The sequence below is a fragment of the Pseudoalteromonas sp. CO109Y genome, assembly GCF_004208935.1.
GTDB lineage: Bacteria > Pseudomonadota > Gammaproteobacteria > Enterobacterales > Alteromonadaceae > Pseudoalteromonas > Pseudoalteromonas shioyasakiensis.
Genome location: NZ_SGPD01000039.1, coordinates 23,447 through 47,653, shown reverse-complemented (window position 1 = coordinate 47,653; position 24,207 = coordinate 23,447). Strand labels below are relative to the sequence as shown.

The window sequence follows — 24,207 nt, the reverse complement described above, 5'->3', positions numbered from 1 at the left end:
GTTATAAATAATCAATTAGGTTTTTTAGATTTGTTTGGTTTCTAATTGCCGAAATACCATCTTCAATATGAGCTGCCCATGCCATCTGTAACTCTTTATCAGAATACTCAGGATAACGCTGCTTTAGTAATAACTCGGTTACTTGTTGGGTTTTACCAAGCCAAGTGTGTTTATCCAGTTTTAGGCTGCCAGAGAGCTTATAATCAGTGTCTTTATCAAATACAAAGCCTTTTTCAACCGAGCGAAAAAAAGCAATACGGGCAGCAACGTTTGGTGTAACGCCAGTTTTGCCTTTTAGTGTTTGTAGTTGTTCTTCAACGGCTTTATTAAGCCACATAGTTTGTGGGAGCATTATACGGCCTTCTGTGCAAGTTCAGCCCAAAAGTAACCTTCACGAAGAGTTGAGCTACTAGTTTGCTGATTAAATTCAATTTCGAACGCGTGAGACACTTTGTGCTCAATAGCTTGGTAGAAGCTTTCATCTACCTCGGTATCTGTTGATAGTAAAATTACTTGCTCGCTGGCTTCAGGGAAGTAGTGCTTAATGAGCTTATCTCGATGTTTTGAGTCTAATCGGCCAAGAGGCGTGTCTACCACCACAGGTAGTACTTTGCCAGAAAGCTTACCTAGTGCCTCTAAAATAGCAAAAGCAAAAATCTGTTTTTCACCTGCAGACATTGATTTGCGGTTAATCACTGAGCCTTCGGCATCAACAAGGTTTACATCAAAGCTGTTAGGGTCAATTTTAGCTGATAGCTTTAAATCTTCTTTACGAGCAAGTTTGCGATATGCCTTTACAAATAGCTCTTCAAGCTGGCTAACACGCTGTGAAGTAAGTGCTTCTTTAAATTCGTGGAGTACGTTTTGGCTTTGTTCTACTCGCTCTACAGCTTTGTCTGATGAGTGTTTGTTTTTTAGCTTCGCGTAGAACTTTTCTAAACGTTTTGCCAACTCGAGCTCTTTCGCTTTGAGGTCTTTCGCTTTAAGTAATTCGCTAATGTACTCTTTGCTAATTGCATCGCGCTGTTTTTCAAGGGCTCGTAACGATTCGTATAGGTCCTTAAGCTCTTCTGCATCTGGTGCACGTTCAATATTTATTGATAAGGTACTTAGCTTATTTTGAACAGATTCAAGGGCTTGTGTTAGCTCTTTTAGTAATGCCTGTGACTTTTGAGCATCAGTAACCTGTGCTTGAATAAGCGCAAACTCAGAATCAGAAATATCAAGCTCAGGCGATTCCATACTACTTTGAGCAACTAATTGGCCAAAATAACTGTTTACCGTTGCCATAATATCGTTACTTTGAGTGCTAAATTGCGTTGCTAATTTAGCTTCTAAGTCAGGTAAAGCTTGGGTCAGCTCATTGCCAAATGCTTTTGCTTGTTTGATTTTTTGATCTTTTGTTAGCTGCTCAATTAAGCTTTGCATTGCCGTTGGTGCTAAAGCCATTGGTAATGAGCCACTTAATTCTTGGCGAATTTTAGCTGTGAGCTCTTTTTCAAGTTCAATGAGTTCAGATACTTTGGCTTCTTCTTGATCTTTGGTTTTTGCCCAAGCGCCGCCACGCGCTTGAATGCTTTGCTCTTTAGAGGCTATTTGGGTTTTAAGCTCAGTAAGCTTAACTCCGATATGGTCTGCATTTTGTTGGGCTTCATTAACTTGTTCTGATATCGCCTTTTTTTCGGCCTCGGCAGTATTAATCTTTTTGATTGTTTCTTTGTCAGCTGCTTCTGCACCCAAACCTTTAAGGTAAATACTTAAGTCAGAATCAAGGCGATTAATTATGTCGATACCAAGCAGTTTTTGTACTGCTTCTTTTAAGTACGAGCCTGTGTCGTCTTCGGCAAGCTCTGCAATTTTTTCACCATCAAAAAAGAATAAGTCGCCAATCCCCGGCGGCACTAATTCATGTAAAAAAGCTTGCACCTGTTCGCTATTAAGAGAAGTGTCTAGCACTCCATTAATTGTAAGCGTTAATGTTTCATCTTGTTCTGCTTGCCACTGACGTGTGACCTCATAAAGCTTGTGTTCGCCTTGGTGAGTGTGTGTAAAGCTTAATGAAACTCGTGCTTGTGCGCTTTCATCACTTTTTAAAGCAGTGTTATTTGTTTGTTCATTTAAATAAGCAAGATAGTCTTTTTTAGTGATCACGGCACCAAGTGCGCGTTTACCAAGTAATGCTAAACGAATTGCAGTTAGAATTGATGTTTTACCTGCACCGTTTAAACCACCAAATAATATAATTGGGCGTTCAAAAACACCTTCTTTGCGAGGTGTTAAGTCGATACAGGTTTCGCCATTAAAAACTCGAAAGTTATTAAGCGTGAGTGTTTTAAAAATCATTCTATGCCCTCAGCTTTTAACATTGCGTTTATTTGCTTTAACTCGTCTTCAAGCGTTTTTACTTCATTACTTTGGCGCATTTGCTTTTGTCGGATATCTAAATTAGAGGCAATAATAGTCTCTGCGCTTTCCCAGTCTTGCTGAATTAGGCGACCAATTCGATTAAATATACCGGTACGGCGAGCAAGCCCACTCATTTGTTTTTCAACATCGATCAGCTTTTTAACCATTTGCGGTGACACGCCATATTTAGGTGCGATGTCATGTAATAACTGGCTTTCGGTAAAGCTGAATTGGTTTGAGTCATCAATCGTCCAGTCTAACTTAATACCTAAAATATCAAATACAATAGCAGGTAATGAATCGTCCCAATCAGGCTCGTTAGGATCGTTAAGCCACTCGTGACGTACAGCGTGCAACTCATCGACAGTAATTAGCTCTACATCTCTACCTTGCTCATTAAACTGCTTTTGAATATTAAGCAGCAAACGCATGGCATGTTTACGGTATTTTAATAAGTAAGGGCCCGTTGTGTAATCGTCGGTAAGTACGCGCTCTTTGTCTTCTTTTAATGTTTTAAATGCAAGTCGACCATCACGGCGTATATGGTTGCGATATTTCTTTTTAAGCTTTGGTGAAGTACTGCGTGAAAGCATGTTGCGATACTTTAACAGTGGTAGCATCCATTGCTCACCATTTTGAATTAAGCTCTCCATTGCGCGGTCTTTGGTGACAACAGTACAAGTCCAGCATCCAAAGCGCGAGTTACCGCACGATGGCGTTGTTTCATCAATAACGAGAGGGCATTCACCTTGGCCAGATGAGTCTTTATATAGATTCCATAAAACTAGGTTTTTACCACCCCATGGGTTTTCCCATTCAAGGTCATATTTATCTAGCCATTTATTTTTTGTGCCGTATGGTGTTTCTTCCGTTTTTAAATGGCAAAGACGTAATATCTTCCATACGTCATCTACGCTCCATGTATCGATTGGAGTGTAAATAAATGCATTATTTAATGTAGTGTGTACAGCAAGATCAGAGCCATCAATTTTGTGCTTTTTGATAACTTGGGCACGAGAGGCACTTTCTTGAGAGCGAGAGCCAAGTACAACGATTACTTCGTCATATTCACTAACACGCTCTTTTATAAATGTACTTACCGGATCAATTTTCATTCGCTCAGTACACCAGCGGAAGTTACGCGTTGGTGCCGGGTAACCCTTGCCTAGTAAGTTTGCCCAAAAAGTATTGTTAGATTTAGGCACAACCTTATGCGAAGAAATTGGTAAACCTTCGCGTCTTGCGCCTTCTTCAATAAGTTTTAGAGATTTATCGACGTGATCAACAACCATAGGTGTTTCAACTAGGGTGTCTGATGCAACAACAAATACAGGCTTATGGCGATCTTCGGGCTTTAATCCTAATAACGCAAAATAAACGAGTGTCATCACAGCTGATGAATCTTTACCACCGCTGTAGCCTATAACCCAAGGACGTTTGTCGGCCATATACACTCGCTGCGTATTAGCTACAAATTCATGAAGCTTTCCACCTGCAAATGACTCGTTTTCTATAAACTCGATATAGTCGTCTAGATCGTACTGATTTAATAATGTCATGTATTTAACAATTCTTTTTCTTTAGCTAGCTCTTCAACAGAGGGCTTTAAGCCAATTTGTTTTTTTATTTCTATGGCTGTTAAAAATATATTTGAAACGGCTTTAGAGAGTCGACCATGGTTCATAGCACGGTTTTTCCAAGCTGGGTTTGCTTTTCGCCAATCAATTTTATGTAGCTGAGTGTAACATTTACTCTGCTCAGGCTCACTGAGTTTTAGTAGTTCGTTGCCTACTATTGCCAAAGCTTGAAGCCCTATACCATGAGCACTAATGTACTCTTGTCGAAACTCTGTCGCTGAAAGCTGTTTGTCTCTTACTTGCTGCCACTCAGGCATATATTGGTTTAGATTGCGCCAAAATGAGACCGCTATTTTTCTCTCTTCATCGGTGTATCCCTCTTTAAGGCCTTTACCAAATAAGGCTTTATTAGCTTGCTTAATACCGCTAAGGGTAAAAAGCTTGCTACTTTTTGCTGCAATTGCAGAGCGTTCAAACTCTGTAAAGCCCAGAAATGGTTCACATTCTAAAGCAAGGTAACGAGCCAACTCAGCGGCTTGATCTCTGTGATCGTACAAGGTCGACAAAGATGCACTTGGCCTTACGGCATACTTATTTAAATCGGCAAACATCTGCTGACTGCGTTGTAGGCCTTCGTCAACAAAGAAAAGTACAGCGATGTTGTCTTGGCAAAGCTCTGGTCTTTCTTTAATAGCTTCTTCAATGGCGGCACGTCTATGTTGGCCATCATTTATAAGTATTTGGGCATCCATAGGTACTTTTAATGTTCCTAAGTTAATACCATCACCAGTGCTTATAAAATCAACTTCTGAGCCAACAGATGCGGTAATTGCTGAAAAAACATAATCATTTGGAGAATCAACCAAGTAACGCGCCATTTCAGGAATACGATTTTTATTTAAAGTACGCTGCGCTCGTAATTCGACAGGGACTTCTTCTTCATCATAAACGAATATTTTCGGGATAAGTCGAAGCGGGCAGGTAGCAATGTAAAAAGGTTTGCCAGCTTGCTGGCCTCTTACAGCAGGGAAGCTGTAACAATAGTTTGAATCTAAATTACTCATTGGTGCAAGTCCATTATGCATGGTTTACGTAATATTATTACGTACCTTACGTAATATTTCTACATAAAACTTGCTTTAAAAGAGGTTATTTTAGCAAATTAAATAAACTTTCATAGGATTTTAATGTTTTAGTTTTATAAAACGGTCTCCTTTTAATTCTATCTTCCAATACTCAAACACCTTTTGCAGTATTGGCCAGTTTGGCCACTCTGATTTTTCGACTCCTTTGAGCATGGCTGCTAGTTTCTTATCGAAGTTTTGCTGGCTTTTGTATTCACTACTGCCTTTTTGTAAATAATCAATTTTGTTGTACATGGGTTGATTTGGGTAATCATCGCCATAGAAAAAGTAGTCTATATCTTGTTCGAGTAATTTTACTTTTACTCGCATCGTGAGGAGTGGCAGCTTTTTATTAAAGTCATCGTATTTTAAAAAGGTCACCTTGCCCGAGCGCATATGTATTTTTACTAAATCTATTTCGTCTATGTCGCCATAAAGCTGCGCTGCAGAGCCAATGTAAACACGTAAAATAGCAGGGAGTTGGTTTAAAAAGCGGGTAGGCAAAATGTAAGAATGATTGTCGTGCAGTTCGCCAAGTTTTATATTTTCATATGCTTGATAACATGCATTACCAATATTGGCAGGCTCAGAAATTGAAAATAGCAGTGACTTAGCTTCTTCGAGTGCATGATTATAGCTTTCGAAGTGTATTTTTATATCGCGGGTAAGCTTTGCTGGCATATGGCTTTTAGCTTTACGTTTTCCAAATAGACTAAGGGCAAAATACACAAGTAAATCGTCATGCCTTTTGGTTTTTGCTTGGTTGAACTCGGCTTGGTCGTAGTAGCCTTGCAATAACTGGAATGCCTTATTATGACTGCTAAATATTTGCCTAATTGCGGGGCTTTGTTCAAATTCGTCATTGGCAGGCATTCTGCCTAAGTGTAAGCAGTACTGCCAAAAGTCAGCTAATAAGTTTTGATGCTTTTCAAATAACGATATTTGCTCAGCTTTATTTACAACCTTAGGTAATGGACGTTGTGTAATGTGTTGCCAATTATAATTTTGAAATTGCAGTTCAAGATGGTGTGCTTCTTCAAGTTCTGCAGATTTAAAAACGGCAATGATACCTTGCCCAAATGGAGTTGTTTTTACCTTTAGAACTTGCTCTATATAACAGCGTATTTGCGCTTGGCTAAAGTATTTTTGAAACGTATTACGGCTAGTTATCACACCATCTTTGTATGGCTTAAAGTGCTCTTGCTTAGCTTCGTTAGCCAGCATGACAGAAACAAGTAATAGCTTATTTGTGTATTGGTAAGCATCTTTTAAAGTATCTTGGCGTTCTTGTTGATCCTCAATCACGTTGAGTACAAAACCAAGATTAACAATATCGCATGGTGTTTTAATTGCATTAGGACGATGAACAGGATCCCAGGCATTAATGTTTAGTCCATGAGCTTCAAGCTCGGTCGCATCGTCACCTAACCCGCAACCGTAATCGAGTATTGAATAGTCACCATTTAAGTAGCCATACTTTGCAAGCTTTTGGAATGGTGCTGATAATCTGTCTCTGTTTATAGCTGTTAGGTGTCGCTGTATTTGTTGTGGTTGTTCGGGGTTTTTTGATTCAACTATTTTAGCTACTTGATGAAGTCTGCCATTTTCATCTAACTTGTAGCCTTTGCGTTTTATTAAGTTTTGCCATTGTTTTTTGAAGCCAATACTTTTGGTGTTTTGATAAAGGCCTATTTGCTCACCTTCTTTCGTTAATTCTTTAAAGAGCTTGTAATTAGGGTAGTTTGGTAAAACGAATGTTTCTTTGCGATGTAGTATTGGTGGGTTAGCAGAGCTACTGTAATCTGTCGTTTTTGCCGTGTTTTCGTAAATGTCTATAGTGTGGCTTTTTAGAAGCTCTGGGTATGAGCTTTGATCAAAACTTGGGTACTCGAGCAGGGTAAATTTAAAATCACGTTTATAGAGCTTTATTAGATTCCAATCAGCATCAACCTCTAACGTTTTTATTGTTGTATTTATTAATGCTGATAGGGCCTCTGGCAAGCATTCTGCGATACAAGATTTATGAAGATAAACAGCGGTGGGTAAAGACTTCCCATGCTTTAGGCTTTTAATTAATTGCTTGTATTCAGGAAAGTCCATAGGGTTATTTAAATTCGTATTTATAGACCTACTTTACATGTTTTACAGTATTTGAATCTATCTTTTATAAAACCTTCTTTCAAACCCCAAGCTTCTAATTTATTTAAATCATGGCTTACTAGTTTAATGTAACTTCTCTCGGTAAAGGCGCCCGGTTTATCTTTATGTGTTGACCCATTTATGGTTCTACAAGTTGTTCGATGTAAAACAAAATAGCTGGGGCTTCTATTACTTTGAATATTGGCTAGAAATGCGCTGGGGTTTGCTTCTAAGTAATCAAAATATTTTTTATCTGAGCCTATAATAAGCAATGGTTTATTCATGTTGAGTTGAGCATTTAATTAATTTGGACCTATTATAGGTTCTTATGAGTTAATTAGAGGTCTGATGAGGTTCGAGTAAATAATAAAAATAAGCGCGGCCGCGTTTTTCAAATTTAAGCGAACCTTGCTCACGGCGGTGCATTAATTCACAAGCACTTATTTTAAGGTGCTTCATCGCATCTTTACTGCTAAGCCAAACACCTTTTCGATTTTGCTCTGTCATTTTAAATTCTCAGCTAAGTTAAAATTAATATACATAACTCTTTGTACATCGACAAATTTAGCCTTGTAGAGGATGCTGATTTACCCCGTGTTCGCACCCGAAATTGAATTAATTATGAGTAATTTACAGCATGGATGCTGTAAAAAGCGTAGCTTGGCCACGGATGGTCTATCTACGCTGTTTACGTTCATTTAATTAATTCAAATTGAGGGAACAGTGTGAACCTTGGGGCGCCGAGAGATTCCAAAGAGAAGTCGGCGTTTACTTCTCTTTGGTTGCCGTCGCCAACGCGACATAACAAAATAAATAGTTAAATGGCCACTTTTTCCACACCCTAAAACTGGTACAATGTGGCCTACCAAATTACACAGATGTAATGCTATGAATAAATGGATTTTATTTCTCGCTACTTTGCTTGCGAGTTTCAACACGGTTGCTGAAGAGCAATATTCAAAGAGTCGCTGTGATAGCATTGAGGCTGAGCGCGAGGACATTCGTAAGAGAATGAATCGTAGCTACACGGCTAGGCAAGGTGAACGGTGGAATCAACGTTTAGATGAGCTTTTTACGCTGCTGGCGAGACACTGCAAACACCCAAAAAGAAGTACTGGTAATGGCGGTAATTATACGTATCGCTCGAACCCTACCGCACTTTTAAACACCAAAGTACATAACTCTACGGTGTATTCAAATTCATATAATGACAATAAAAAGCGCCATGCTTGGGGGCAATTTTATCAATTACCTGATCGTTGTAGAGCGAAGAATATTCAGCAAGCTGATTTTGTATGGTGTAGCGAAAATAAAGCTGAGCAAAAGGCGCTATTTGAATCTGCTTGGAGTGGTAAAGCTAAAGCAGACTATAAAGATATTGTTATTACTGTAAAGCCGACCATTACAGAAATTAATGCAAATAAAACCACAAGCCAAGTTGCGATAAAAAGCTCGGTAATCGAAGCACCCGTTATACAAGCTTCGGCTCCTTTAAATGAGAGTGTTGGTCCGCAATTAACAAAGTTGAATGACCTTAAAATTTGGCAATTAGCCTTGGCTGGCATTGCGGCCATGTTGTTTGTGTTTGGTCTTTATCGTTGGTTTAAAGATTGAGTTGTTAAACGGGCTAAAGCCCGACCTACAATGCCTCGCATCTCGCATCTCGCATCTCGCATCTCGCAACTACAGCACCAACACTTCTCCTTGTAAACTCGGTGCGTCTGCAATACTGGTTTGAAGTTGCTCTATCAACAATTGGGCATTCGCTGATGGCGTGCGTGAATGTGGCCAGAGGGCGTAAATTGGCCTTGCGGGAATGTTGTGGGGGGAGTCGATATAACTAAAGTTGCTGGTGTCTTCTATACAGCATATTTCGCTCATGGGTAGTAAGCCAATGCCATAGCCTGCTTCAACCATTTTTCTGGCGATTGTAATATCAAAACAAAAGCTTATTTGTTTATACTCGGTTTTTAATTTGTTTAGTAAACCGCTGGGAAGTTGTGACTCTGAATAGGGCAGTATCAGCCTTGATGTTGGGGCATCTTTCTTTTTAATTAGCTTTATTGCGATCATGCCTAGGCGCTTTTGAAAGTAGCTTGAGTCTTGTTGTTCGCCGATGCGAATAGCTAAGTCAAAACGTTTTTGGCTTAGTTGGCTGTTGGCATTACTTGGGTAAATGTGGAGGTTTAGCGCAGGGTTTGCCATCGCAAACTGATTAACTGCCCCTATCAGTGGGCCCGCAATGATGTTTTGTGGGCACAACAGGTAAAACTCTTTTGCGGCGGGCGAGTCATTTAATTGCTCAAGCTGGCTGTTAAGAGCAAGCACTTGTTCGCCTAACTCGTTATACAGTGATTCGCCTTTGGCGGTTAACACAATGCCTCGGGCTGTGCGTTGCAGTAATGGCTCAGCGAGTTTTTCTTCTAACGCCTGAATGCGCCTTGATAGGGTCGATAGATTCAGTCCTAAATCTTTTGCTGTTTGGCTCATGCTTTTACGGCGCGCTATTTCAATAAATAAATGCAGATCATCCAGCATACGACTCCCTCAATCTTAGTTTGCATTTTCGTGACTGTTGCCACTAGGCCAATGCAAATATAGTAACGCCAAGGAGGACATATGAAAATTCATTTTACTTTTACTGCGGCATTTTCGTTTTTAATGTCGTTTTTACTTTCGGCATGGGTCACTTATGTCAACTTAGGGCTGAGCGATACATTTTTTCTAAGTTGGATGAAGGCATTTGCCAATGCATGGCCTGCTGCGTTTGTGGTGGCTTTTACGGTTGCCCCGCCTATTCGGGCATTGGTTTTAAAGTTATATAGTAAGGAGTCAGTATGATTAATATCGTGGCAAAAATTACCCCAAAGGCGGCATTATTTGACGACTGTAAAGGGCGTTTACAGGCCATATTAGCAGCCACTCGTGCAGAGCCTGGTTGTAATCGTTTTGAGTTGTTTGCAAGCAAAGAGCAGCGTTGTTTGTTTTTAGTTGAGCAGTTTGAATCGCAAGCCGCCCTTGATGAGCATTATGCTCAGCCTTATACCAAGGCTGTGTTCGCGTTTTATGAAAATGCCTTGGCAGAGCCGGTTGAGGTAGAGAAGGTAGAGGAGTGTTGAGAGAAAAGTTAGCGAGATGCTAGGGGGAAGGAGCTAGGCTCTAGGGGCTAGGTACTAGGGGAAAGTCGACCTGTGGGGTTGTTAGGTCGTGTGTTCTTCTCTGCAATAACAATCTTGTAGGAGGTATTGTAGGAGGTACTTTAGTGCCGAATAAAACATAAAAGAGTGTTCAGCCGTCAGACAAAACAGGTCACGCCGTCAGCTAAAAAAAACTAGGCTACTGGGGAAGTACAGCTATTCGTAGCCTAGTTTCACAAGGTTGAAATGGTTACAGCATATGCAGGATTTGCTTAGCTTTTTCGCGGGTTAAACACGCGGCCATTGGGCGTTTTGCAAATAGCTTGGCTGAGACTGTTTGTTCTTTGCCCATGTATTGGTTGTGCAGTGTTTGCACATTGACTTTGCAGGTCACCGAATGGCTGTTTTCTACATAGCGAATTTCTACTCGCTCTACTTTTTTAATTAAGTTTTTATAAGGGTAGCCTTCATCGGTATCAAGCTGAGTAATTACGGGTTGGTTGGCATAACTAAAACTTGAGGCAAATAAAAGTAATAAAATAATTAAGTATTTCATGGTGGTTGTCCTTGTCTTGTCGCGGTTGGCAATATGAGTATTACTCGTGTTACTACTACTGACAAACGATTAAAAATTGCCTATGCTTAAGTTTTTATTAACCATAAATGCGTATGCAGTTACCTCCATTAAAAAGCCTTTGGTATTTTAAGCACGCGGCAGAGTTAGGTAGTTTTAAGCTTGCGGCAGAGCAATTGTTTGTTAGCCAAGCTGCGGTTAGCCAACAAATTCGCTTGTTAGAACAACAGCTTGATTGCAGCTTGTTTACTCGTCATACCCGTTATGTTGAGCTGACTCGCCAAGGCGAACAGCTATTACCCCATGTACTTAAGGGCTTTAGTCATTTACAGGCAGGTGTGCAGGCTGTTAGCCAAGATAGCCACCCGAATACGTTAAACTTAACTGTGCTGCCTTCGTTCGCCAGTGGTTGGTTACTGGGCCGTATTAGTGATTTTCAAAACAAATACCCCAATATCAAAGTGCGTATTGAACCAAGCGATCAACTTGCCGACTTTTCAGCGGGGCAAGTTGATTTAGGCATTCGATTTGGTCAAGGAAACTACCCAGGTTTGCACAGTGAGCTTATCAGCGACGACAGCCTATTTTTGGCTTATAAACCCGGTGCCATTGATGTTAATAAACCCCTTAAACCGCAGATTCTGGCACAGAAACTAATTAAAGATGTGTGCCCAGACGCAGAGCGCGGTTGGTTAACTTTGGCTCAGCAATTAGCTGTAAGCCCAGATGCGCTCCCCGCACTTGAAATTGATAACGCTGCACTGGTTATTCAAGCCACGTTAGCAGGGCAAGGTATTGCAATGGTAAGGCGGCGGTTAATCGAAACTCAACTGCAACTTGGTCAGCTAGAGATTTATCCAAACTATGAGTATCACTGCCAATATAAGTACTACCTTGCTGCGCCGCCCGAACATTTTAAATGGCAAAAAGTGCAGCTGTTTAAAGATTGGTTGCTTGCTCAATTTGCTTTAGATGATCAGCAGTTTTATCAACTTCATCAGTAACATTTGCGTTAAATCATTTTAAAGTTTTTAAGCACCAGCTATGCTTATTTAAGTCGCTTACTAAAGGAGCTAGTAATGCTTAACTTTAAAGTTATTTTTTGTGTCGTTTGTGTGGCTGCAAGCCTAACGGCCAATGCTGATATTTCCCGTGTAAAAGCAAGTATTGAGCGTGTTGAGAGCGCGAATAAAAAGCACGAGTCTTTAGTGCTTCCCTACTTATTTAGCACCGATACCATGGGGCTTAACTTTGGTGTGGGTGGCATGATCAAAGGTTACCATCAACCACAAATGACCGTTGGCGCTACTGCGTTTAAAGGTGACGTGAGCGAAGGCGCGTGGGCAGGCCTGTTTAACTATAAGGTGTTAGATTCAGAACGCTGGTATTTTAGTGCCAGTGGTATGGCTGCATATTTTCCTGATCAGCGAGCTTATACCGGAGGCCATAAAGTGCCCATTGCTGACAACGCCGTGTTCCCCGGTAGTAATGACTCTTCAAACGAGGTGTATTTAGAAGCCGATGGTAGCTCTAATTGGTTTGACGCTCGCATCGAATACGCTTTACCGTTTGGCGCAACATCGCAAACAGGTATGGTGCGTTACCAACTAAAAAACGGCTTGTTGGTTTCTGAGCCATCGGGCGGGGCACAGTGGAACCCGTTGGAATCGGGTGTAATGGTTGCAACTGCACGCTATTTTAGGCGCTCGCAAAGCTTTGAATTTAATGAGGGTACACAAGATGGCAGTATTTCAGCAATGGAATTTGGCCTGCTCTATGACAACACCGATTTTGCAACTAACCCAAGTTACGGAAGCAGGCAGTATCTTGCCTATAGCCAATCAATGCCAGGGAGTGACGATATTTATGATTGGGATTTGTGGCAGTTTAATGGCAGTAAGTTTATTTCTTTAGGGGCAAGTGAGTTTGCTCATCAGCGTATTTTAGCATTTAATTTTTGGGCTGCTTATTCACCTAGTTGGCAAGTAAATCACACTCTTGATGGCACTAAGTTTATCTCTGATGCAGCACCGTACAACGAAGGCGCTACATTAGGAGGATTTAAGCGTTTACGGGGTTATGACTTTTATCGGTTTCATGACAAAGCCGCTATTTATGGGGCATTCGAATATCGCTATACCCTTAAATATAACCCAATAGCAGATGTAAATTGGTTAAAGTTTTTGAAGCTGGATTGGTTTCAGTTAGTTGGCTTTGTAGAAGCGGGTCGAGTGGCACCTCATTTAACCTTTGATGCATTATGGCAAGACTACCATTATGACTATGGTGTTTCGTTAAGAGCTATGATGTCGGGATTAGTCGTTCGAACAGAGCTTGCTAATTCAAAAGAAGGAGCAAATTTTTGGGTAATGATAGATCAGCCTTTTTAGTGAATTTGGCGCAGATTTGTTGCAGTTTTACTAGAAACTGCTAATCTGTACCCCTAACTTTTACAGTGACGTAAATTAATGATTAAACGGATTTTAATGACAACAGCCTTGTTGTTGCCCGCTTTTGCTTGGGCGCAGCAAAGTGCTCCTTCAGAAGCATGTCAAAGCATGCAAGCCGAACGTATAGAGCTGCAAATAGCCCTGCGTAAAACCAATCTTCTCGACAAAATTGAAGCCTATAAACAGCGCATTCAAAGCTTATCGGCGCGTATATCCGAAACCTGTTTTAGTGAAGAGCAAATTGCTGAGCTTAAATCGTCGTTGTATAACCCTGATATTACAGAGCTTGAAAACAGCTTGGCAAAGCCATTAACAGAGCAAGCCTACATCAGCAAACAAGCTGCATGGGAGCGCTTTTATGTTATGCCGCCACGTTGTACAGCTCGTTCATTACAGCTGCAAAACCTTGAATCGTGTCTTGAAAATAAGCAAATTCAGTTTCAGCAATTTGATATGTTATGGCAGCAAAAAAGTGCGCAACTTGCCCGTACAGAAGCAAAACCAACAGATTCGTTTCATGAGTTTGTTTTACCTAGCAAAGCCGAACGAGCTAAGTTAAGCGCTGAGCAAGAGCTAAAACGCTATAGCTACAGCACCGATTCGTTTTTACCAACCAATATTATTGTATTGTGTGTTTTAGCCGTGTCGGTGTTTTTTGGTTTGATATTTATTTTCCATTGGTTAATGCGCCCACGGCCAGTGGTTAAGTGAGTGTTTAGTTAGCGAGGGGGAAGGGGAAAGAGTAAAGTTAGCGAGAGTAAAGTTAGCGAGAGTAAAAGTGAAAGGGGAAAGAAAACTCTAAGCTTTAAGTTAGTTTGTGCCAGCACATTGCTTAGGTAAAATACGATACTGTAGGCGTGAAATTTATTTCGCGCGAAACAAGTTTCACGCCTACGGGGGGAAACATAGGCGCTGGGCTTTAGCGCTATGACGCGATGTGAGATCGCACCTCGAAACTCGTTTCTCGTTACTCGTCACTTACTCAAACCATTCCCGGCTAAAGCCAGTCCTACGGGCTTTCTTCTCGTTTCTCGCATCTCGCACCTCGCACCTTTCACCTCGAAACTCGTTTCTTGTAACTTAATCACTCATCCGTTTTAAATTGTTTGGCGCGCTCTTCTGCGTCAATTAAGGCCTGTGATTTTGGCTGTTTGGTTTTGCTTTCTATCACAGGCTTTTCGTCTGAATTTGGGTCCCAGGTTGGATCTAGCGATAGGTTAGCAAATGGATTATACGGCTTATCATCTTGTTGCTCTGGCTCTTTGTCGGCTTCTTCACTTTTTTCTTCAGGCGTTTCTTCAAGCTTATCGTCGTTTCTCAGTTCGTCAGACAAATCAACAGTTTCTACCGCTGGCTGTGACGGCTCTTCTACGTTAACGGAAGCTGGTTCATCTTGTAGTTCTTGTTCTAACGCTTGTAAGGCTTTAGCTAAATCATCATCGTTAATGTCGTCGTGTTCTTCTGCTGGGTTTGGCGCAGTGACTGTGTGCTCATCTTCATTAAAATGATCTGCAAACGATAAATCATCACCCATCAATGACGATAAGTCATATTCAGGCACTTCATCTTTAGACGGTTCTTCGTCGGTAATCGGCTCTTTTGTAGAATACTCATCAAAACCGAAAGATGAAGATGCAGTAAAGCTTGGCTCTTCAAATTCTGGTTTCTCAAACTCATCGATTTCCGGCTTTTCGAGTTCTTCTATCTCAGCTAATACTGGCTCATCGTCGGCAATCGGTTCTTTAGTTGAATACTCATCAAAACCGAAAGAAGAAGATGCAGTAAAGCTTGGCTCTTCGATTTCTGGTTTCTCAAACTCATCGATTTCCGGCTTTTCGAGTTCTTCTATCTCGGCTAACACTGGTTCATCGTCGGTAATCGGTTCTTTAGTTGAGTATTCATCAAAGCCAAACGATGACGAACTTGTAAAGCTTGGCTCTTCAATTTCTGGTTTCTCAAGCTCATCGATTTCCGGCTTTTCGAGTTCTTCTATCTCGGCTAACACTGGTTCATCGTCGGCAATAGGCTCTTTAGTTGCGTATTCATCAAAGCCAAACGATGACGAACTCGTAAAGCTTGGCTCTTCTAATTCTGGCTTCTCTGGTTCATTGTTATCAGTATCTGCAAATGGCTCAGTTGTAAGAGGCTCGTCTTCAATAGGCTCTTTGGTTGTGTACTCGTCAAAGCCAAATGATGACGAAGCAGTATAACTCGGTTCTTCTGATTCCGGCTGTGTTTCAGGCTCGTCTTGCTGAACGTCATCAGCTTGCGGCTCAGCTTCCTCGTTGATGCTATACGTTGAATCAAGGTTTGCTAATTTTAGCTCTTGTTCTAGGCCGCGCTGCTCATCCAAAAAGTCGTCATCAGCGTCGTTTGTATTTTTCTCGTCGTAACCAAGTTCAAGATCTTCAAATTGATGGGCATCAGCAAAGTCTTCTGCTGGTGGTTGTTCAGGTGAAGTTTCAGACTCTTGTTCTTCTTTATCACGCTGAGCACTAAAGTGCATAAGCTCAGAAAGCTCGTCATTATTATCTGTTTCGGTTGCTGTAAATGTATCGTTGGCAAGCGGGTAGCTGTCTTCATGAGGGTGCTCTTGTTCTTCGGCCAGCACTGCGGCTGTTGCTTCTTTGAGTTCTTCAGCTTCTTTTTCAGCTGCTGCTTGTGCTTCTGCAGCTGCTTTAAGGGCTTTAGCTTGCATTAAGCTTTGTTCAAGTTCTGAATCGGCGTCTGCTTTTTTGCTTTGACGAATACGCACAATCACTAAACCTGCAACAAGTAATACCAACAACACAATTAAGCTTGGCATTAATAATGAGCTTGAAGAGCTATCGCTGTTTGCAGGAATAGGTTCTGGCATAGGTGCAGGTGTTGGCGCAGGCTTCGGTGCCGGTTCTGCTTTTACTTCAGGTTCAGCTGGTTTTTCAGCAGTTGCAGTCTCAGCACTTTGGGTTTTCACTTCAGTGGCTTGATTTTGAATAGCAGGTCTAGTAGTTGATTCTACTACAGGTTCTTCAGGAGCATCAGAAATCGTAATACGGTCAACTTTTGCTGGTATTTCGGTTTGTTCTGCAGAGGCACTTGTTTGTTCGACAGGCTCTGGTTCTTGAACTTCAGGCTCAATTGCTGGCATTTGCTGTTCGATAGGTTCAACGGTTTGCTCTGAAATAGGTGCCGTAGTTTCTTCAGGTTCTGCTTGAATAGCGCCTGAGTGCACCCTAGGGTTAGCCGCTGCAGTTGAATTAACTGGGGCTGTTTCTTTCGTTTGTTGTTCTAGTTTTTCGAAAGCAGCTGCATTGTTTACTGGCGTTGGATTTTTGCAGTTTTTCTCATAGTTTCTGGCAGCTGAGCGATAGTTTTTATTGCTGGTGTTAAAGCGGTATTCATGCATTTGCTGTTTTAACAAAATACACATGGCTTCGTTGTACTGCGCTTTACTCGTAAAGCTTAAGCTTAGGAGTAATAAGAGAAAAGTTGTTTTTATAATTGGCATAAGTTCCGGACCAGTAAGGTTTAGTCGATGACCTAACAGTTAATTAATTCTAAGCTGAGACGAGTAATTTATCCACATTTGGTTAACAAATTAAGCGTATTCGTAGTGGTTAATCAATTACCATGAGCGCACGGTATTCGTCGTAAGCAAATTGGTCAGTCATTCCGCTTATGTAATCTTGAATTAAGCGGCAGCGATAATAGAACTCGTAAGCGGCAAAATGATCCGGTTCGGCTTTTAGGGCATCAATGGCTTTTTGGTAGCTATTTAAATGTTTATTAGATAGTTTTTTAACCAGACGAGTTTCAATTAAATAGTTTTGGTCGCCTTTTAACACGCGTTTAAAAGCATCAGCATCAAGGGCTAGTAAAGGTTTATAGCAGTCAAGTAAACCGCTAATTATACGGTAACCCTGTAGCTCTAATCGCTCTACTTCTTTGTGGCAAAATACATGCTTTAATGCCACTTGTTTTAAGGTGAGCGTGACGGCGTGCAAGTGACTGCGATCTTCTAATAAAGCCTGATTAAAATCACCGTGGTAAATGGCTTCAATATTATTAATAAACCGCTCTGCTGCGTAGCTTACTAATGGGTGTAGCAAGGTCACGCGCAGGTAGATAAAAAATTCGCTGTTAAAATTGTACGGCTGCTCTTGCGCTTTACTTAACGCATAATCAATGGCTTTTTCGGCAAAGTCGCTGTGTTTGGTATCGTCTATGGTTAGGTTTGTGAGTGTGCGGGTGTATTGCTCTTTTAGCTTTTCGCAAAGCGACTCAACACTAATAATACCTTTTTCTACCGCATCTTCTATATCGGCCAAACAATACGATATATCGTCGGCGGCCTCCATAATGTAGCTGGCTGGATGGCGGCAGTATTGCTCAATTTCGAGTTCAGTTTGCAGCGCTTCAATAAACGGCTTTTCGCTGAAGTAGTAACCCACTTTTTTCATCAAGTAGTTTTTATCTTGCGGGCTGTCTATTTTCGCCATGCTGGCCGGGCGTGTATATTTTAAAATTCCGGCACTTTGGCTGTAGGTTAAGTTTAGAGAAAGTAATGAATGAATTATGCGAATACCTTGGGCATTACCTTCAAAACTTTTTATGTCTTGGGCAAGGTGTTTAAAGATCACACTAATACCAATGCCTTTACAGCGCTCAGGAGTCAGTGCGTCTAAGTGTTTATCAAACCATTGGTTGATGGCTGCTTCGCCAAAGTGACCAAACGGCGGGTTGCCTATGTCGTGCATTAGGCACGCCATTTCTACTAGGCTTTCTAGCGGGCGCTCAAGCCCAGCTAAGCCATATTCTTTTTGTTTTGCATCACTGAGCTTATTAAAAATGGTTTGCACAATAAACCGGCCCACTTGTTGTACTTCAAGCGAGTGGGTAAGCCTTGAGCGCACTGCAGCATTACGTTCGAGTGGAAAAACTTGGGTTTTTTGTTGCAAACGGCGAATTGCAGCACTGTTAATAATGCGGCCCCGATCACTTTCAAGCGCAGTGTGTAAATTATTGGTAGAGCGCATTTCGCGCGCAGGCGTTATTTTTTTACCAAAATCGATCATTTTATATTCCCACAAAGCGGTAAAATCGGGCTTTTGCGTTTTGTTAGCAACTTTTTGCCATTTATTAAATTAAATCTAACAGCTTGTATCTTAAATTAAAATATTCATTTTTATTAAAGTTATTACTTTAAATCGTGGCCTTTATTCATATATTATTCAGTTTTACGCACTTCTTCATTATCTTGTATTAGAAAGGAAAGCCTTTTGGCTGTATAGCAATGATGCAAACTTTGTCTCAAAAACCATGGCTACTAGCCAGTATTCTTCTGTGTTGTATTGGTTTAACGGCTTGTAAGAGCACCCCAGAGCCAAGCGCTGAAAGCACCTTAACGGTGGCCGAAAAAAATGCCATTAAGGCCAAGCAGGGTGCACTGTATGCACGAGGGTTTTATGAAAGCCAACTTGGTAATATCAACTACGCCTCTGCTAGGCAATGCAGTAACTTTAATTTGCAGAGCCACCGTGGCTCAATTCGTTATGCAGAAAACTCGCTTAACGCGGTAATTGATGCCATCGACAACAATTTTGACGTTGTTGAGATTGATGTGCGAATTACCCGTGACGATGTGTGGGTTGTACATCATGATGCCCGTACAGGTCGCGAAACAGGCACAGTTGACAATAAGCGCCGCAAAATTGAGTCGATGAGCTATAAAAAAGAGTGGGGCTATTTACGTCATCGTAACCAAGATACCGGGTTACTTACCGATGATATGCCACCTTCATTTAGAGAGCTTGCTGCCACATTTGCGCGCTATCGTAAGCCTCATCAAAAATTGAATATTGAGATAAAATCAAAGGCTTCAGTTAACGATTTAAAAATGCTTGATTATTTAGCGTATGAGTTTGTTGGCGGTGGTAACTACTTTTTTAGCAGTTTAGAAATGCGCAACCTGACCCGTATGCGCGACATTAACCCAGATATTTACTTGGCATTTATTCAGTCGCCGGCAAAAGCCTCAATGAATAAGTTAGCAAGTGACCTAAAACGTGGCGCTGGTAGCGACCCAATTTACGAGCGCAACAAAGAAGAGCTTGAGAGCTTACAAGCTCTTGGTAATCGCTATCATCGTGAAAAACGTTACGACAGCCCAGTTAAGCTCGATAAATTAGCAAAACAGCTAAAACGTAACTTTGGTTATGTGCTTGATATTCGTCATTACAAGCAAAGTGCAGCACGCTTAAAGCCGGTTGCTAAAGCGCGCGGTATTATGATTGCCACTTATTCTATTAACGGCCACGACTATCATGAGCGTAGCCTATTAGCGCAGTCGCGTTCTCTTCGCCCTGACTCAGTAATTATGGACGATACCGTTTATGGCTTTTGTTCTGTGTTTGAATTACCAAAAATGCAGCCGTATTTTAGCGATGAAGCAGACGCTAAGTTGATTGCCAGCATGCCTGCTGACCTTGATTTAGAGCGCCTTGATGAGCTGTATGCTTATAAAGGGAATCAGCTTTACCCTGCGGTGGGCGGCACGCTTAAATCAACTCAAGAAAAAACTTATATTCCAAAAGTAACATCGACTCCTTCAGCACCTAATTTAGAAATTGGGACTCGCCAAGCCGATGAAGATTTTAGCCTAGAAACAGATCCTGCTGTTGAACTAGAACTGCGTAAAAAACAATAAGAATAAAATTATGACTGATTTAATAAAGCCGTTTTGGTGGCGCTGTTTGCTACTTGTTTTAGCTACTTTATATTTATTACCCGAGGCAATTTTTAATGCCCAGTTAGTCTCTTTAGTCGGTTTAGGTACCCCTTCGGCAGAAGATCTTGAACACCTTGAAATTTATGGCCGAGCTGTTTCTGGGGTGGGTGTTGCACTGCTGTTAGCTGACTTTTTACCAAAAGCTATGGTTGCCAAAGTAGGCCGTGGCATTATCTCGTTTATCGCTTTATTGTGTTTAGTTTGGCCGGTGGTGTTTTTTGGCCAAAAATATGCCATTGAAAAAACCTTAATTGAGCCTTCAACCGCAGAGCAGCGCCAGTTTGCTACCTACAGTGCTGCACTTAGAGACGCGCTGGCGATTAACTCGATTAAAGTGAACGACCTTGATTACAACCCTGAGCAATTACATAGCTCAGAAAACCTGACCTTTTTGGCGCTGTTTGGTGGCTTACTGTATAGCGATGCCGCCCTTTCAGACAACCTAGAGCAAGATAAGCGTAAGATTATTGCTGCGTTTGTACAGAAAAAAGCGTATCAAGATTTTGATAAACATTATAAAAACTACAGCCAGTTATATGATGAGCTGGTGGTTAAATACAAAGCCTATGCTGATGGCAGTAAAAAGTACAACAGCACTTTGGCAAGTATCGGTGAGCGCGAGCAAGGTTATTGGCAGCAAGTTGAACAAGAGATCAATAGCGGCTGGAGCAAATACCAACAAGCACAAAAAGCCCATATAGCAAAAGCGTCAGCACGCGCACAAAAGTATGGCCCGAAGATTTATGATTACCACCACAGCATTGCAAAATGCCGTGAGCGTTATGATAAAAGCAGTGAAAAAGACCGCCGAAATCGTTGTTATGAACGCGAAGCAGCAGACTACCGAAGCAATATTTTAAAAGCCGGTATTGGCTACATAGAGCCTGATTACTGGCTTATTGAAGAAGATGTTTCGGTTGCTGAAAATGCCGCAGGCACGATTTTAATGGGGGTGCTTACTGGTGGTGTTTATACCGCACTACAAGCTGCTAGTTTAGCAACCGGTGGCGATGGCGGCTTTAAAGACAAGCGCTACAAATACACCGATGACCCAGATCATTACCAGCTGCGTTTTTTACAACATCCAAATTTTCATAAGATGTTTGTGAGTGAAACGGGCTACCCATTTACGATTGAAAACTTAATGGCGTTTCGTGCTCACGAAACAACACAAAAGAAGCTTAGAGGACATTTTGCCAGCAAAGGGTTACAGCTTGAAAGTAACTGGAATGTGAATCAACGCCAAGCATTTGCTAATGCTGTAGCCAATAAGGTTACAAGTGAAGCTAATGCACAATGGCAAAGCGAAATGCGCAAACGCGGCATGAGTTTAAAGCCAAACTTAAGCTGGGTTGCGTTTCAGCTACACCCGCAAATTCAAGCAAAAATTGCCGATAGAATGGGCGATTTATACGTAAAAAACATTCGCGCCGATTGGAATAAAAAGAACTTTAAAGACAAGGTGCTTGATCCAAACATTGCAAAACGCACCGACAAATACCTAGCTATGCTTAATAGCTCAGAAGGTAAATTTGCTGATGGTGGCGAGTATGCCGAGTACGGTAAACAAGCATTGCGTTCGGTGATTATTCCGCCTATCTCGATGTCGTTGTCACTGTTTTTGATTTGCTTAACCTTTAGCAAGCTGCCGTTAAAACTGTGGCAATTGATTAAACCTAAGCAAGAAAAGCAACCAACCACTGCTGTATCTGTTTTGCAAAAGCTGATTATGCCTGCGCTGATTTTGATAGTGCCAGTAATGTTTGTGCATAACACCTTTACCGAAGACGACCAAAGCCCTGTTAACTACTTTTTAGACAAGGTCGATGAGTCGAGCAATCCGGTGTTTAGTTATGCGATTCGTTGGACTTTGCATGCCCAGCCTTTACTGCATCCGCTTGGTTTAAAGTTTGAAGAAAAATTGCATATTTACGAGAGCTTTAGCCCGCTGAGCCATGCTTTAGCCAAGGTTGATATTTTGCGCCACGGCGATGCCAACTTAAGTGCTGAGCAGCAACAGCGTAGACAATATCTGGTTGAGCAAAAAACTAAACTTACCGTTATCACAAATCCGGCAAATGCCACTATTCGCATTATGAATATCGGCCCTAAATATCGCCCCGGCATGACATTAAAAACTGGCGCTTATGATATTCAAGTGTCGGCGCCTGGGTATAAAACGTATCGACGTTGGCACCAAGTAGATGCTGGCGAACAAACATTAACCATTGATTTAAGCAATTAATTAAGCAAGGAATGAAAATGCAACATTGCCAAAATACGGTGTATGCCACCGATCTTCACTGTTGTGATTGTGGAGAAGCTCTTGAGCAAAAAAGACAAATGCACACGGTTGAAGAACTCAGCCCTGACTTGCTGGTTGATGTAAAAAACTATGCGCCACAAGCGAGTACGATCACAGGCGTTGTGAAATCAATGTATTACTATAAGCGCCGCTATAAAACCAATAAAGACAACATGCTATATGGTTATTGGTGGCTAGAAGTAGAAGACAAAGACGGCATTATTCATGAGTTTAGTGTTGATGCAGAAAAAGATGTGATTGCGAACTTACAAAAAGGGAATGTGATCACTGCTTTTCAGGAAACACCGTTAACGCTTAATTATCGAATTGCTGATGGCAATGCTAGGCGGGTAGTTAAAAATGACCGCTTTATGCCAGTTGTGATTGTGCATTTTGCCGATCAACAATATCGCAGCTGGGACAAAACCATTAGCCGAAACTACACTGGCGGAACGATATTGTGGCTGGTGCTAAGTGTTATTACATTCTTAATCATGTTGTTTGCTGCAAAGCTTGAGTTTTTGCCTGCGCTACTTGCGTCGTTGCCTGTGGCAATTGGGGTGTTTATGGCAGAGCACAACTACCATAAAAAAGCCAAAGCCAAACAAGAAGCAAAGTATGATGCGATTTTAGCGGCAACAGATGTGATGCTATCGACCACCCTAAATCAATTGGGTTATAACATGCTGGCAAGAACGCCAAGTAAGTCAGATGTTATTTGTATTTCGTGCCAGCAGCGTATTAGCCAAGATGCTGCACATTGTTATTGCTGTGGCGCTAAGCAACACGTTGAAGCGATTGCTGAAAAAGAACAGTCACTTGCAAAAGATGATGAGCAAGCCATTAGCATTCAAAAAGCGTTAGAGCCAAGCATAACAAAACCAACCAGTATTGCTGATCTTGAGCATGCCATTATGGATGAGTATAGCCTTGCTTATGAAAACGATTATGTGCATAAAAATGTTTGGGCACGTAACGAAAAAGGCACTATTCATCACCGTGCAGTGCTTGGCAAAGTATTAGAAAAAGAGCAAAGCGCACATGCCAATGAAACCCGCCAAACCGTGACCACCACAGAAACCACAACCACCTATCGAGGTGGCATGTATGTTGGTAGCGATGTAAAAGAGCGCGTTGAGGTTTATCGTAATCGTAGCACCACTTTAAAAGGTGAAATCATGCTCGAAACCGCATCGGGTGAGCCATTTATTTTTAAAGCGGGTGAAGATTTACTGGGCTCTGTTGATATTGGTGATTGGGTGTATTACGCCTACAGCAGTGTTGATACTAAGCGTTACTCTGAGTATTACCGTGAGTATGCGGTTAATGTGAGTAAAGACATTAAGTACAACAACTCTTCTGTCAGAAATTTTGGCATGGTACATGGCTTTAACCGTATGGTATTGCTTGGTCTTACGTCAGTAGGGCTAGCGTGGTACTTTGATGCCCAAGATTTTTACCCACTAGTTAATACACTTGTACCAGATGCTGGCATTGATTTACTCAATAATAACCCGCAAGTGGTTGAACACTTAGATGGCCTACCCGTTGCTGTGTTTATTGTGTTAAGTGTGGTTACAGGCGTTTGGGGCTTTATTTATAGCCAAATAAACGGCTCACGTTTAAAGCGTAGTGTGAAAAAGCTCGAAAGCATGATCACAAAATTTTCAAAACAGTTTGGTAAAGTTTCTGAGCAAATTAACAAATTGAACTAAAAAGGGTTTCG

19 protein-coding genes are annotated in these 24,207 nt (G+C 41.4%); 9 read left to right on the top strand and 10 right to left on the bottom strand.

Annotation, left to right across the window (positions count from 1 at the left end; genetic code table 11):
- Position 1: 1 nt before the first annotated feature.
- The 6 genes from dndE to EXT43_RS20715 all read right to left on the bottom strand — a co-directional run bounded on the left by dndE (position 2) and on the right by EXT43_RS20715 (position 7,753).
- On the bottom strand, positions 2-352 hold the full coding sequence (dndE, locus tag EXT43_RS16305) for a DNA sulfur modification protein DndE (RefSeq protein ID WP_130167447.1): 351 nt from the start codon (positions 350-352) through the stop codon (positions 2-4).
- The gene (gene dndD, locus EXT43_RS16300) at positions 352-2,343 is read right to left on the bottom strand and encodes a DNA sulfur modification protein DndD (RefSeq protein WP_130167446.1); all 1,992 of its coding nucleotides are present in this window, start codon (positions 2,341-2,343) and stop codon (positions 352-354) included. Before dndD ends, dndE begins: the two co-directional genes overlap by 1 nt.
- Complete coding sequence (locus EXT43_RS16295) at positions 2,340-3,965, bottom strand: DNA phosphorothioation system sulfurtransferase DndC (protein WP_130167445.1); 1,626 nt, start codon at positions 3,963-3,965, stop codon at positions 2,340-2,342. The genes dndD and EXT43_RS16295 overlap by 4 nt, the downstream gene beginning before the upstream one ends.
- The gene (dndB, locus tag EXT43_RS16290) at positions 3,962-5,047 is read right to left on the bottom strand and encodes a DNA sulfur modification protein DndB (RefSeq protein ID WP_130167444.1); all 1,086 of its coding nucleotides are present in this window, start codon (positions 5,045-5,047) and stop codon (positions 3,962-3,964) included. The genes EXT43_RS16295 and dndB overlap by 4 nt, the downstream gene beginning before the upstream one ends.
- A gap of 120 nt (positions 5,048-5,167) precedes the next feature.
- On the bottom strand, positions 5,168-7,207 hold the full coding sequence (locus EXT43_RS16285; RefSeq protein WP_130167443.1) for a DNA phosphorothioation-associated putative methyltransferase: 2,040 nt from the start codon (positions 7,205-7,207) through the stop codon (positions 5,168-5,170).
- Positions 7,208-7,579: 372 nt separating this feature from the next.
- Entirely contained in the window at positions 7,580-7,753 is a 174-nt protein-coding gene (locus EXT43_RS20715) for a hypothetical protein (RefSeq protein ID WP_165385115.1), read from the bottom strand.
- Between the two features lie 381 nt (positions 7,754-8,134).
- Here EXT43_RS20715 and EXT43_RS16280 point away from each other — a divergent pair, with 381 nt between their 5' ends.
- On the top strand, positions 8,135-8,860 hold the full coding sequence (locus tag EXT43_RS16280; protein WP_130167442.1) for a hypothetical protein: 726 nt from the start codon (positions 8,135-8,137) through the stop codon (positions 8,858-8,860).
- Between the two features lie 69 nt (positions 8,861-8,929).
- Here the strand turns inward: EXT43_RS16280 and EXT43_RS16275 are convergent, their stop codons facing one another.
- Positions 8,930-9,784, bottom strand: coding sequence for a LysR family transcriptional regulator (locus EXT43_RS16275; protein ID WP_130167441.1), 855 nt, complete (start codon positions 9,782-9,784; stop codon positions 8,930-8,932).
- Between the two features lie 81 nt (positions 9,785-9,865).
- Between EXT43_RS16275 and EXT43_RS16270 the strand changes: the two genes are divergently transcribed.
- Together EXT43_RS16270 and EXT43_RS16265 are read left to right on the top strand one after the other, a co-directional pair.
- On the top strand, positions 9,866-10,087 hold the full coding sequence (locus EXT43_RS16270; protein ID WP_054563225.1) for a DUF2798 domain-containing protein: 222 nt from the start codon (positions 9,866-9,868) through the stop codon (positions 10,085-10,087).
- The gene (locus tag EXT43_RS16265) at positions 10,084-10,365 is read left to right on the top strand and encodes an antibiotic biosynthesis monooxygenase (RefSeq protein ID WP_130167440.1); all 282 of its coding nucleotides are present in this window, start codon (positions 10,084-10,086) and stop codon (positions 10,363-10,365) included. The genes EXT43_RS16270 and EXT43_RS16265 overlap by 4 nt, the downstream gene beginning before the upstream one ends.
- Positions 10,366-10,633: 268 nt before the next feature.
- Here EXT43_RS16265 and EXT43_RS16260 read toward each other — a convergent pair whose 3' ends face one another.
- A complete protein-coding gene (locus EXT43_RS16260) occupies positions 10,634-10,939 on the bottom strand; it encodes a hypothetical protein (RefSeq protein WP_130167439.1) in 306 nt (101 codons plus the stop codon).
- Between the two features lie 113 nt (positions 10,940-11,052).
- Here EXT43_RS16260 and EXT43_RS16255 point away from each other — a divergent pair, with 113 nt between their 5' ends.
- From EXT43_RS16255 to EXT43_RS16245, 3 genes are all read left to right on the top strand, one after another.
- Positions 11,053-11,961: a LysR substrate-binding domain-containing protein gene (locus EXT43_RS16255; protein ID WP_062565916.1), complete on the top strand. Its 909-nt coding sequence runs from the start codon at positions 11,053-11,055 to the stop codon at positions 11,959-11,961.
- Between the two features lie 75 nt (positions 11,962-12,036).
- Positions 12,037-13,347: a BamA/TamA family outer membrane protein gene (locus tag EXT43_RS16250; RefSeq protein ID WP_130167438.1), complete on the top strand. Its 1,311-nt coding sequence runs from the start codon at positions 12,037-12,039 to the stop codon at positions 13,345-13,347.
- Between the two features lie 78 nt (positions 13,348-13,425).
- On the top strand, positions 13,426-14,118 hold the full coding sequence (locus EXT43_RS16245) for a hypothetical protein (RefSeq protein ID WP_130167437.1): 693 nt from the start codon (positions 13,426-13,428) through the stop codon (positions 14,116-14,118).
- Between the two features lie 373 nt (positions 14,119-14,491).
- Here the strand turns inward: EXT43_RS16245 and EXT43_RS16240 are convergent, their stop codons facing one another.
- Positions 14,492-16,897 (bottom strand): hypothetical protein, encoded by a 2,406-nt coding sequence (locus EXT43_RS16240; protein WP_130167436.1) that lies wholly within the window; start codon positions 16,895-16,897, stop codon positions 14,492-14,494.
- A 109-nt stretch (positions 16,898-17,006) separates the two neighbouring features.
- Positions 17,007-18,464, bottom strand: a complete 1,458-nt coding sequence (dgt, locus tag EXT43_RS16235) for a dGTPase (RefSeq protein ID WP_054563229.1) — start codon at positions 18,462-18,464, stop codon at positions 17,007-17,009.
- Positions 18,465-18,682: 218 nt separating this feature from the next.
- Between dgt and EXT43_RS16230 the strand changes: the two genes are divergently transcribed.
- Genes EXT43_RS16230 through EXT43_RS16220 form a run of 3 tightly spaced genes read left to right on the top strand, consistent with a single transcriptional unit; the run spans position 18,683 to position 24,196 of the window.
- Positions 18,683-20,095, top strand: a complete 1,413-nt coding sequence (locus EXT43_RS16230) for a glycerophosphodiester phosphodiesterase family protein (RefSeq protein ID WP_240701522.1) — start codon at positions 18,683-18,685, stop codon at positions 20,093-20,095.
- Positions 20,096-20,105: 10 nt separating this feature from the next.
- Positions 20,106-22,421: a carboxypeptidase-like regulatory domain-containing protein gene (locus tag EXT43_RS16225; RefSeq protein WP_130167435.1), complete on the top strand. Its 2,316-nt coding sequence runs from the start codon at positions 20,106-20,108 to the stop codon at positions 22,419-22,421.
- 17 nt (positions 22,422-22,438) lie between these two features.
- The gene (locus EXT43_RS16220; RefSeq protein ID WP_130167434.1) at positions 22,439-24,196 is read left to right on the top strand and encodes a hypothetical protein; all 1,758 of its coding nucleotides are present in this window, start codon (positions 22,439-22,441) and stop codon (positions 24,194-24,196) included.
- The last annotated feature ends 11 nt before the right edge of the window (positions 24,197-24,207 follow it).

Coding starts and splice junctions, on each gene's coding strand:
- dndD (WP_130167446.1), bottom strand. CDS start 2,343: ATGATTTTTAAAACACTCACGCTTAATAACTTTCGAGTTTTTAATGGC.
- EXT43_RS16230 (WP_240701522.1), top strand. CDS start 18,683: ATGATGCAAACTTTGTCTCAAAAACCATGGCTACTAGCCAGTATTCTT.
- EXT43_RS16270 (WP_054563225.1), top strand. CDS start 9,866: ATGAAAATTCATTTTACTTTTACTGCGGCATTTTCGTTTTTAATGTCG.
- EXT43_RS16265 (WP_130167440.1), top strand. CDS start 10,084: ATGATTAATATCGTGGCAAAAATTACCCCAAAGGCGGCATTATTTGAC.
- EXT43_RS16295 (WP_130167445.1), bottom strand. CDS start 3,965: ATGACATTATTAAATCAGTACGATCTAGACGACTATATCGAGTTTATA.
- EXT43_RS16255 (WP_062565916.1), top strand. CDS start 11,053: ATGCAGTTACCTCCATTAAAAAGCCTTTGGTATTTTAAGCACGCGGCA.
- dndE (WP_130167447.1), bottom strand. CDS start 352: ATGCTCCCACAAACTATGTGGCTTAATAAAGCCGTTGAAGAACAACTA.
- EXT43_RS16280 (WP_130167442.1), top strand. CDS start 8,135: ATGAATAAATGGATTTTATTTCTCGCTACTTTGCTTGCGAGTTTCAAC.
- EXT43_RS16225 (WP_130167435.1), top strand. CDS start 20,106: ATGACTGATTTAATAAAGCCGTTTTGGTGGCGCTGTTTGCTACTTGTT.
- EXT43_RS16250 (WP_130167438.1), top strand. CDS start 12,037: ATGCTTAACTTTAAAGTTATTTTTTGTGTCGTTTGTGTGGCTGCAAGC.
- EXT43_RS20715 (WP_165385115.1), bottom strand. CDS start 7,753: ATGACAGAGCAAAATCGAAAAGGTGTTTGGCTTAGCAGTAAAGATGCG.
- EXT43_RS16285 (WP_130167443.1), bottom strand. CDS start 7,207: ATGGACTTTCCTGAATACAAGCAATTAATTAAAAGCCTAAAGCATGGG.
- EXT43_RS16220 (WP_130167434.1), top strand. CDS start 22,439: ATGCAACATTGCCAAAATACGGTGTATGCCACCGATCTTCACTGTTGT.
- dndB (WP_130167444.1), bottom strand. CDS start 5,047: ATGAGTAATTTAGATTCAAACTATTGTTACAGCTTCCCTGCTGTAAGA.
- dgt (WP_054563229.1), bottom strand. CDS start 18,464: ATGATCGATTTTGGTAAAAAAATAACGCCTGCGCGCGAAATGCGCTCT.
- EXT43_RS16245 (WP_130167437.1), top strand. CDS start 13,426: ATGATTAAACGGATTTTAATGACAACAGCCTTGTTGTTGCCCGCTTTT.
- EXT43_RS16240 (WP_130167436.1), bottom strand. CDS start 16,897: ATGCCAATTATAAAAACAACTTTTCTCTTATTACTCCTAAGCTTAAGC.
- EXT43_RS16275 (WP_130167441.1), bottom strand. CDS start 9,784: ATGCTGGATGATCTGCATTTATTTATTGAAATAGCGCGCCGTAAAAGC.
- EXT43_RS16260 (WP_130167439.1), bottom strand. CDS start 10,939: ATGAAATACTTAATTATTTTATTACTTTTATTTGCCTCAAGTTTTAGT.